The following is a 704-nucleotide window of genomic DNA, read 5'->3' as shown; positions in this document are numbered from 1 at the left end:
CCCCTGACGCATTGCATGGACTTTGCAGCATGGGCCATGGAGATGACGTCGCCATCGTGGACGCCAACTTTCCTGCCGCTGCCGTGGCGGCCCGGGGCGGCGCCCGGCTGGTGCAGCTGGCGGGTGTCACGTCGCCGCAGGCATTGCAGGCCGTGCTGCAACTTCTGCCGCTGGACAGCTACGTGCGCGACGTTGCCTGGACGATGCAGGTGGTCGGTGATGCCGGCGCTGTGCCCGCCCCTGTCGCCGAATTTTCCGCGCTGCTGGCCCAGGCGGCCGAGCGGCCCGCCGCCACGCTGGAACGGTTTGAGTTTTATGCGCGCACCGAAGCGGCCTTCCTGATCCTGCAGACGGGCGAGCAGCGCAAGTACGGCAACATCCTGCTGCGCAAGGGCGTCATATCCAGCGACGCGAGCTGACCGTGAACGCGGCGCAAGCCCCCCACAGCCCGCCCATCAGCCTGCGTGCGCAGGCCTATGAGAGCTTTCAGCAGCAGATCGTCGATGCCAACATTCGCCCCGGGCAGTTTGTTTCGCAGCGCGAACTGATGCAGCTGCTGGGTATGCCGCTGGGTGCCGTGCGTGAGCTCATTCCCCGCCTGGAGGCCGAGGGCCTGCTCAAGACCGTGCCGCAGCGCGGCCTGCAGGTCGCTCACGTAGATCTGAAACTGATCAACAACGCCTTTCAGCTGCGCCGCCTGCTGG

At 66.8% G+C, this 704-nt stretch carries 2 protein-coding genes; both read left to right on the top strand.

The window, feature by feature from the left end:
* Positions 1-419 (top strand): RbsD/FucU family protein (locus tag AC1D1X_RS25005; protein ID WP_477699588.1); only part of this gene is annotated, 419 nt, incomplete at its 5' end.
* 2 nt (positions 420-421) lie between these two features.
* On the top strand, positions 422-704 hold a 283-nt coding region (locus tag AC1D1X_RS25000; protein ID WP_477699587.1), incomplete at its 3' end, for a GntR family transcriptional regulator.

Source organism: Polaromonas sp. P1_G4 (assembly GCF_056405475.1).
This window is presented reverse-complemented; position numbering and strand designations above follow the sequence as displayed.